The 9,478-nt window shown below is 60.3% G+C and carries 8 protein-coding genes; 4 read left to right on the top strand and 4 right to left on the bottom strand.

What is annotated here, in order from left to right; genetic code table 11:
• Positions 1-323: 323 nt before the first annotated feature.
• From J7I89_RS20045 to J7I89_RS20030, 4 genes are all read right to left on the bottom strand, one after another.
• Positions 324-1,427 carry a zinc-binding dehydrogenase gene (locus J7I89_RS20045; protein WP_214973863.1) on the bottom strand — a complete coding sequence of 368 codons (1,104 nt, stop codon included), beginning with the start codon at positions 1,425-1,427 and terminating at the stop codon, positions 324-326.
• A gap of 140 nt (positions 1,428-1,567) precedes the next feature.
• Positions 1,568-2,023 carry a hypothetical protein gene (locus J7I89_RS20040; protein ID WP_214973860.1) on the bottom strand — a complete coding sequence of 152 codons (456 nt, stop codon included), beginning with the start codon at positions 2,021-2,023 and terminating at the stop codon, positions 1,568-1,570.
• A gap of 16 nt (positions 2,024-2,039) precedes the next feature.
• The gene (locus tag J7I89_RS20035; protein WP_214973858.1) at positions 2,040-2,984 is read right to left on the bottom strand and encodes an amidohydrolase family protein; all 945 of its coding nucleotides are present in this window, start codon (positions 2,982-2,984) and stop codon (positions 2,040-2,042) included.
• The gene (locus J7I89_RS20030; protein ID WP_214973856.1) at positions 2,981-3,490 is read right to left on the bottom strand and encodes a MaoC family dehydratase; all 510 of its coding nucleotides are present in this window, start codon (positions 3,488-3,490) and stop codon (positions 2,981-2,983) included. The genes J7I89_RS20035 and J7I89_RS20030 overlap by 4 nt, the downstream gene beginning before the upstream one ends.
• A 489-nt stretch (positions 3,491-3,979) precedes the next feature.
• Between J7I89_RS20030 and J7I89_RS20025 the strand changes: the two genes are divergently transcribed.
• From J7I89_RS20025 to ald, 4 genes are all read left to right on the top strand, one after another.
• Complete coding sequence (locus tag J7I89_RS20025) at positions 3,980-4,867, top strand: LysR family transcriptional regulator (RefSeq protein WP_214973853.1); 888 nt, start codon at positions 3,980-3,982, stop codon at positions 4,865-4,867.
• 130 nt (positions 4,868-4,997) lie between these two features.
• Entirely contained in the window at positions 4,998-6,290 is a 1,293-nt protein-coding gene (locus J7I89_RS20020) for an aspartate aminotransferase family protein (RefSeq protein WP_251045624.1), read from the top strand.
• On the top strand, positions 6,287-7,774 hold the full coding sequence (locus tag J7I89_RS20015) for an NAD-dependent succinate-semialdehyde dehydrogenase (protein ID WP_214973847.1): 1,488 nt from the start codon (positions 6,287-6,289) through the stop codon (positions 7,772-7,774). Before J7I89_RS20020 ends, J7I89_RS20015 begins: the two co-directional genes overlap by 4 nt.
• A 41-nt stretch (positions 7,775-7,815) precedes the next feature.
• Positions 7,816-8,934 (top strand): alanine dehydrogenase, encoded by a 1,119-nt coding sequence (ald, locus tag J7I89_RS20010; protein ID WP_214973845.1) that lies wholly within the window; start codon positions 7,816-7,818, stop codon positions 8,932-8,934.
• The last annotated feature ends 544 nt before the right edge of the window (positions 8,935-9,478 follow it).

The raw sequence follows: 9,478 nt of genomic DNA, 5'->3' as shown, positions 1-9,478 counted from the left end.
CCGTTCAGCTTGAAAAATTCCGTCCTGGGCACGGCTTGAGTGCTGGGCCGCATCGTGGCCCCATCCCGCAGTGGCGGGGCGCGAGTGATGTCGTCGGCGAGGTTGAGGCGTCAGAGAGCCGAACTCGGGATACTACGCTCCGATCGCCCTGCCCAGGAACGGATTTCCCATCGGTGATCTTTGTGCAACAGTGCACGCAGCTCTCAGGGAAATCTCGCCACCCTGTAGCCGACCAGTTTTCCTCGTATCGCACCAAGACTAAGTGACCAACTGTCGCGGAGTCCGATTACCCCCGGCCGAAACGCAAATAGACGCGACAGTGGCTAGTGCACGTCCGAGGTGAGCGTGATGTGCACGGCATCCGTGCCATCAGTGATCTCTCGGCCCAGCGTCCGGACCGCCTCGGTGACGTTTCCCAGGGCGAAGGAGTGAGTGCACAGCGGGGCCAGGGCCTGGGGATTCTCGCGGATGATGCTGATAGCCAACTCGGTGGACTGGTAGTCACCGCTAACGACACCTCGCAGTTCGATTTCATGGAGGACGACCCGATCGATGGGTACTTCATCGAGTAGCTTTCCACTCTTCAGTCCGGCGAGGACGAGTCGGCCGCCGCGCCGCAACATATCGATGCCTTGCAAGATGGGTGCCATAGCGCCCGCCGATACGTCGAGGACGACATCGGCCATGGTGCCGCCGGTCACTTCAGTCACCCGCGCAACCGCGTCCTCCTCGTCCACATTAATGACTGTCGTCGCGCCGAGGCGGCGCGCCAGCTCTAGCCGAGTACCATCTGAGGTGGTCCCCGAAACGATGATCCTCTCGGCACCTGCGCGTTTGGCAGCGACCACTGCGAGCAGGCCCCGTTGGCCTGGGCCTGCGATGACGACCGTCGATCCGAGCGCGGCCCCTCCCACCTCGTAAACCCAGCGGACGGCATTCGATAGTGGGTTAACCAGGGTCATAACGTCCGTGGGGATATCCTTGGGCAGCTTATGGATGAGCGCCCGCGGGTGTAGGTAGACATGGGTGGAGTAACCGCCCCACAGCGAGGGAGCGCTGCTAGTGCCTTGGAACATGCCGTACCCGAGGCCTGACTGGCAGCGCGAGAACGCACCCTGGACGCAACCGGCGCAGACTCCACAGGGGATGATAGGTTCGATTGCGATTCGGTCGCCGACTTCGACGCCCCAGCGCTTCGCCGCGATGGGACCGATGCTCTCGATCCATCCGATTACCTCGTGACCAGGGATGATAGGCATCCCGTCACCGAAGCTAAGTCCGCCGAGGTACTGCTCATAGTCAGTGCCGCAGAGGCCGCTGGCCTCGACCTTTATTACGGCGTCGTCGTCGGTCACCCCCGGAAGGGGGAACTCGCGGAACTGAAAGTTCTGGGCGCTCTCGAGAACTGCAGCGATCGCTGAGGCCATCGTCGTCTCCGTTTCGTGGGTTTATTCGGGGAAATCCGGGGGAGAGCTATCGCTCTCCCCCGGATAGGTTGGGATAGGTCATCAGCGCGAATGAGCCGCGCAGGAGATTCCCTCGCTCCATCGGGCAATGTGGCGCGTCGTTAGACAGGTGTCACAACAATGTTGTAGAGATCGTCGAACTCGTAGGTGTAGAGCGCGCGGGGAACCTTGCACATGCCCCGGAACTTGAGCAGCAGCTCTGCCGTTTTGGTAGCGGTGCCGCTGGGAACGAAGAGGTAGAAGATCGGGCACTCGTCCATGTCGAGCTTCCAAATCCGGTCCAGGGTCTCTTCGTTGATAGTGTCCTCGGTCTCCACTTCGACGATAAGCCGGGGAGAATTGCCCTTCGCAGTGTCCACCATCACGATATCGGGCCACAGCGTGCCCTCCCAGCGGTGCTCGACTGGCATCCGCTTTTCGCCGACGTTGGTGTAGGTGCCCCAGGATGGGTTGATGTGGCCCGGATAGACTTCGCCGTTGGCGAAGGAAAACATGGTCCTCGCGATCTGTTCTACAGCGGAGTCGTGAAGAGTGATAGTCGGTGTAACGATGCTCATTAGAGGTCTGTACCTTTCACAAAGGGAGAACGCGCCGGGCGTTCTCGCCGAGGATTGCTGCCTTCTCGTCGTCGGTGAGAAGCGACTGCTTGACTCCTTGGAGACCTAGGATTGCCCGGTGGCTGTGCCAGTCGGAAGCCCAGAGGCATCTTTCGACGCCGACTTGGCGCACAGACTCGATCCCGACCTCGTCGAAGCCCTCCTCGAAGCCACATGACAGATCGAAGTAAACGTTCTCGAAGTCCCTTGCCATTTGTACGCGCTGGTCGTGCATTTCCGTGCCGTATCCGGTGAGTGGCTGCAGGTAGCCCAAATGGGCCATGACGACCTTGAGCTTTGGGTGGCGCTCGAGGACGGGACGCCACTGAACGGGGAACGCGTAGTCGTCGTGCGCAGCGTGGCCGACATGTCCATCGAGGCCGCCGCTGTGGGCGAGGATGACCATATCGAGTTCTTCGATTTTCTTGAACGCACGCTCAAGTGCGGGGTCGGACGGGTAATACTGGCCCCACGTGGAGATAATCTTCACTCCGCGGGCCCCGGCGGCGTGGTACTTATCCACCTGGTCCTCAACCCAGTCGGCGCCGAAATACGGATCGATTCCACCTATCAGCGCGGCAAACTTGCGGGGTGCGGCAGCAGAGACCTCGACGAGCCACGCATTCTTGCGGTCGCACCGATCTCGCTGGATTTCGAGTACGCGGTTGTCGAAAGCTGCCCTTTCTGCCTCAGAGAGGTCCTCGGGAGCTTTGGCGCGCAAGGCCTGCCCCATCGCTTCCGTGGGCCACGCGTTGATGATCCATGACGCAGAAACACCGGCCTCTGCCATGTATCGGTTCAACTGCGGCAAATCGCCGCCCCGGTCCCACCGGTCCTCGATGGTACGTGCGTTCCAGCCCTCTTGCGTCGTCCTGCAGAGATGCACGTGGGTGTCGACGACGTCCCAGTTACGCTCGCTCATGCGTCTGATCCCTTCGGTGAGTAGGCGTGGCCCATTTTGGTGAGGATGTCTGCAACCTCTTGGCCCTCCTGATTGGTGACGTAGGTGGCGTATTCGATGATCCCGAACCGTGACGTCTTCTCGCGGCGAACGGCGACGATTTCGATATCCAGCGTGTCGCCGGCATACACGGGACTCCGGTAAGTGATTTCGTCGGTTAGGTGCGTCACTGTCTTCTTGCCTATGATCAGCGCGAGTGGAGCGATGGAAGCCCCCATGGTAAGAGCGCCGGGCGCGATCGGACCGCGGAACCCGTTCTCGGCGGCGATCCGATGATCGCGGTGCAGGAGAGCAATGTCCTGGAACAGACCGCACGCTGTGGTGATCATGCTCTCGGTGATCGTGACGGCCGGCGCGATGAATCGCTGGCCGATCTGGACTTCCTCGTAGTAGCGGCCCTCCAACAGATCAATCGGCACCGAAGCATCGGCGACCGAGTCCTGTTCCTGTTCCTTTAGCGAAGTCATATTCTTCCTTTCGAGTATGAGGGGCGGTGAATGCATGCCAGCGACATGTACGAGGTATCTGACAACGCCACGTCTTTACGCGCGGACACTTCCGACTATGCAAGCCTCGGCACGATGCTTACGCACATCATTGCATGCCACTCAGCATACGAACATGTCATCCGGCACGTCAACCCTCCGGTGCAACTCATGGGAACTTTTGGCCAGGTCTTGGGCTCGGCGGGTGCAGGGGACAGGCGTGATGCCGATTGCGACGAAATGTGCGCCTGACGCCTGCAATCGTCAGCGATTTGTCCGGACCGTCAAGGTTGATGTCAGCACCGGCTCTAACGAGGCCGCCCCGCACCTCTTCTGCCACCGCAAAACGATCGTCAAGCGTAACGATCGGCTTGAAGAGATGATTGGATGAAACCTTGGAATTCAAGCACCGGGGACCTTGGCCAACTGGCACCTAAGATTGCGTTTGACAGCGAATAGGCAGATATACAGATGCTCGACCTTCATCGACTGACCCTGCTGAGGGAAGTCAAGCTACGCGGCAGCATGAGCGCCGCTGCCCGTGAACTTTCCTACAGCCATTCGGCCATCTCACAGCAGCTGGGACTCTTGGAGAAAGAAACCGGCGTCGTCCTGCTGGAAAAGGTCGGCCGCAACGTCAAACTCACGGCAGCCGGTGAGGAACTTGTCCGCAATACGGAAGCGATCCTGGCCGCTATGGAACGCGCCGAAGCAGACCTGGCCGCCTCCCATGAACGCCCCCAAGGAGTTGTGACAGTCGCAGCCTTCACCACTATCGGCCGCAGCGTCCTTCCCACAGCCCTAATAGAACTGGCCGAAAATTTCCCCGGCCTTGACGTCAGGCTGCGCCGGGAAGACCCTGAAGCCGCAGTCATGCAGCTCATCTCTCGGCAGGTCGACGCGGTGATCACTGATGCCTTTCCCGGAACTCCCGGAGCGCCGAACGGGGGCATCCACACCACCGTCATCGGTCAGGACCCGATCCGCGGATACCTCCCCCGGGGTGTGGTGTTCACCGACTTCACCGACCTTAGGAATGTACGCTGGGTCATTGAACCAACGACATCCGCCTCCTCACAGTGGGCATTGCGCGTTTGCCGGGAACGCGGAATCGAACCCTTCATCGCTCATGTCTCCTCCGACCTGCTGTTCCACCTTCGTATGGTTGAACAAGGCTTGGCCGCAGCCTTCCTGCCCGACATGGTGCTCCGCGAAGCAGGCAGCACCATCAGCCCGAGTCCGTGGCTTCCGACCGATCAACAACGGAGCATCCAATATCTGGTGCGCTCAGGCTCAGAACACAGCGCCGCCCTGGTGGCCGTAAGACAAGCAGTGATACAAGCACTCATAGATATGTAAGATCCAGTTACAGATAAGCGTCGAAAAGATTCGCTTTTATTTACTCTTCGGTGTAGCTACATTGGCCTGAACGGCGGAAAACTGCTGGTTTCCCGTTCACCAAGGACTTCACCAGAAAGAGCGAACAGACATGACTCTTACCGATACAGCGCCCCAGTCGGCTCCGCGGCTGCTGGACGGACCGGCCCTCTGGCCTGCCCAGGCGCACACCCCGACGGTACTCGGCCGCCAGCTTGTCATTGAGCGTGGGGAGGGCTCATATGTGTTCACGTCCGATGGTCGCCGTCTCTTTGACGGGACCGCGGGCCTATGGCACGCCAACGTCGGTCACTCGCATCCCGAGCTGGCCGAGGCCGCCTACGAGCAAATGAAGCAGCTCGAGACGTACCATATCTTCGGCCGGTTCACGAACGACAAGGCCCTCGCCTTGGGCGAGCGTCTGGCCGACATTTCGCCGATTGACCGTTCCAAAGTCATCCTGAATTCAGGCGGATCCGACGCTATTGATGTCGCCTGCAAGCTGGCTCGTCGGCACTGGCAGCGTGAAGGTCGCAGCTCGAAGAAGGTCATTCTGAGCCGTGAGTTCGCCTACCACGGGTTGCACGCGTATGGAACGAGCATTGCAGGGCTCGAATTCAACCGCGAAGGCTACGGCACAGGATCGCTGGTTCCAGAAACCGCCCGCGTCTCCTTTAACGATCCGGAGCATGTCGCGGCGGTCGTCGCACAGATCGGCCCGGAGAACATCGCGGCCATTGTCACCGAACCCGTCCAAGGGACCGGCGGTGTCAACCCACCAGCTCCCGGATATCTCGAAACCATCCAAAAGATCTGCCGGGAAAACGACATCCTGCTGATCCTCGACGAAGTCATCACAGGGTTCGGCCGCATGGGGACGATGTTCGCCGCCGAACGCTATCGCATCGAACCGGATCTGGTGACCTTCGCCAAGGGAGTCACGTCCGGTTATGCTCCCCTTGGCGGCGTGCTCGTCAGCCCCCGCGTGTGGGAACCGTTCTACATCGACTCCCCCGACACTCCGATCTTCCGTCATGGAGCCACCTACGCCGGCCACGCCACGGCCGCTGCCGTCGCCCTGCGCCACCTTGAAATCCTCGAGCGTGACCAGTTGGTTCCCCGTGTTAAGGAACTCGAAGGGGTACTGCGCACCGAGTTCGACACACTGTCCCAGCGTGCATCGGTGACCGACGTGCGCGTTGCTGGCCTCCTTGGAGGCGTTACCCTCGCCGACCATCTGAATGCCGAACAGATCTGCGACGACCTGATCGAACTCGGCTACATTGCCCGGCCCCTGCGGGGAAACACAGTTCAGGTCAGCCCACCCTTCATCATCAGCGACCAGGAGCTGAGTCTCTTCGTAGGCGCCATAGGACAGGCCATCAGCGAGAGGGAAAACCAGTGAGCACTGCTTCCGAGACCGCGACAGCTTTGATCACTCCGGATGTCGAAAGCCTTCAGCGGGCCAGCAAGGTCATCGACAGCATTGCTCTCCCAGCCGAGGGCATCGCAGTACAGGACCCCGCCACCGGTGAAACTATTGCCCATGTCCCGGACGCCGATGTGGAAACAGCCCTTGCTGCAGTGGGGAAAGCCGACGCAGCGGGGGCAACTTGGGCCCGGACTACGCTACGCCAGCGCGCCGACCTGTTGCATGCCTGGTACGACAAATTGGTTGCCCACAGTGAAGATTTGGCCCACCTGATATCTCGCGAAATGGGCAAACCTCTGTCCGAGGCCCGCGGCGAGGTTAAGTACGGCACCGACTTCGTGCGATGGTATGCCGAAGAAGCAGTGCGCCCGGCAGGCAGCTTCCGGGAGTCTCCGGACGGCGGGGCCAACATCCTCACCCGTCGTTCACCTGTGGGCTTGGCCGTATTGATCACACCTTGGAACTTCCCCTTGGCCATGGCTACCCGAAAGATTGCTCCGGCCATCGCGGCGGGATGCCCCGCGGTGATCAAGCCCGCTACGCTGACCCCGTTGACGACGTACTATGCCATCCAGCTCGCTGTCGAAGCCGGCGTCCCCGACGAACTGGTTCAAGTCATTACTACCTCAAATTCCGGAGCCTTCAGCGAAGCAGTACTCAACGACCCGCGGGTTCGGAAAGTTTCGTTCACAGGGTCAACCCTCGTCGGCCGCAAACTTCTGCAACTGGCATCCCGGAACGTGCTGCGCAGCTCGATGGAATTGGGCGGAAACGCGCCGCTCATCGTTTTTAATGACGCCGATTTGCAGCGTGCTATCGAAGGAACCTTCGCAGCAAAGCTCCGTAATGGGGGTCAGTCCTGCATCGGAGCCAACCGGATCTATGTCCAGGACGGCGTAGCGGAGGAATTTGTCGCTGGACTCACCGAGCGCTTCTCCCAGGTCCCGGTGGGAAGCGGCCTCGGTCAGGGCACGGCACTCGGCGCTTTGATCGATGACCGGGCCGTCGCTCAGATGCAGTCTTTCACCCGGAATGCCGTCGAATTAGGCGCTGACCTTCTTACCGGTGGGCAGGCCTACGACTCCCAAGGACATTTCTTTGCCCCTACGGTGCTGGATCGAGTCCCGGAAGAAGCCGACGTGGCCAAATCCGAGATCTTCGGCCCGATCGCTGCGATCCAGAGGTTTAGTTCGGAGGCCGAAGCCATCAGCAGGGCCAATGCGACTGAATTCGGGCTCGCAGGGTACGTCTTCACGGAAAATCTGGACCGCGCCCTTAACGTAGCCGACCATCTGCAAACGGGAATCGTCGGGATCAACCAGGGTGTCCCATCCAACGCGGCCGCTCCGTTCGGCGGCATCAAGCAATCCGGGCTCGGACGCGAAGGAAGCGCAGAGGGTCTCGAAGAATACCAAAGCATCCGTTTCTACAACGTGGCGCGGCGCGCCACCACCTAAACGTCTCTTCACAGAGGCCTAAACCAGAAAGTAGCAGAAATATGCGTATCTCAGTCGTCAAAGAGATCAAGCCCCAGGAAGAGCGGGTCGGTCTCACCCCGGCGGGCGCGGCCGAACTCGTCCGCAGCGGCCACACCGTCTTCGTTGAAACCGGAGCGGGCATCGCTGCCGGTTATCGTGACGAGCAGTATGCAAGCGTTGGTGCGCAGCTGGTCAGCCAGGCCGAAGCATGGAACTCTGCCGAACTCCTCGTCAAGGTCAAGGAACCCATCGCAGCGGAGTTTGGTTTCCTGCGTCCGGACCTGTCCCTCTTCACTTACCTTCACCTAGCCGCGGACAGGCCCCTGACCGAAGCGCTCCTTGAGGCCGGCACTCTGGGCATCGCTTATGAGACTGTCCAGGACGACAGCGGACTGCCACTCTTGACACCAATGAGTGAGATCGCAGGCCGTCTCGCGGCTCATGCAGCAGCCACCCACCTTGCCGGCAACGGGGGAGGCCCCGGACTGCTGCTTGGTGGCTCCCCGGGCGTTGCCCCGTGCCGGGTTCTTGTAATCGGCGGCGGCGTCGTGGGCACACAGGCCGCACTTCTGGCACTGGGGATGCAGGCAGAAGTCACAATTTTGGACATGTCCGCCAGCCGAATCCGCCAGCTCGGTACCATTTTCGCGGGTCGCGCTCGGGTTCTGATGTCGGACATAGCAACTCTGGAATCTGAACTGGCCCAAGCCGATGTCGTCATCGGCGCGGTCCTCGTTCCTGGACGCGCCGCCCCCAAGGTCGTCACCCGTGAACAGCTGCAGCTGCTCCGGCCCGACGCTTTGCTCCTCGACATCGCCATCGACCAGGGTGGTGCCTTCGAAACGTCGCGTCCCACCACATATGAGTCTCCCATCTTCGAAGTCGATGGAATCCGCCACTACTGCGTAGCCAACATGCCTGGCGGTGTACCGCGCACCTCCACCATCGCGCTGACCAACGCAACCCTGCCGTACGTTCGCCAGATGGCAGACCGAGGTATCGAAACCGCCCTGGCCACAAACCCTGCGCTCAGCCTCGGCGTCAACACCCGTGACGGACGCATTATCTACGAGGGGGTCGCTGACGCGTTCAAAGACCTGCCGGGACCGATTGAGTGGCTGGACGCCGTAAGTGCATAGCCATAGAACACGTGGGTGGGTAGGCCCGGAGAATTTTCCACCCACCTGTTTCCAAGGATCTGAAGCGTTTGCCAGTACGGGATGCCTCCTCCCAATGAGTCCAAAGATGCCTCTGATTTGGGCGCAGGTTCAGAGAAAAGGCGCCGGCTCCTCTGAAGAAACGGAAAAGGAATACGGTAAAGATAATGGGATCAAGCAACAGCAGATGTGCGGCTTTCCCTTGGGCCGCTTTAGAAGTTGGCCAGCAAGTGGAGCTGCTTAAACGGGGCAGGCGTCAGTTTGCTGGGGCAGTTGACGCGTTAACCGAAAATCGGGACATAATCTGGATTACCTCGTCAACTGGTGAACGGCGTCTTTTCCATGTCGCTGACGGCTACACGCCCTCGCTCACGAGCGTTTGGAAACTTACGCCTTAACAGTCCGCTGTCGCGGAACCCTGGAAGGTCGAATTCACCAGTCTCGCAGTCACGGGAGACTCCGACACTCGCCCGAGACGGCATCCGTCATCGCAGAGAGTTAACCGGCTTGTATCTCTTAAGTACCC

The sequence above is a fragment of the Arthrobacter sp. ISL-5 genome, from assembly GCF_018613835.1.
Lineage (GTDB): Bacteria > Actinomycetota > Actinomycetes > Actinomycetales > Micrococcaceae > Arthrobacter.
This window is presented reverse-complemented; position numbering and strand designations above follow the sequence as displayed.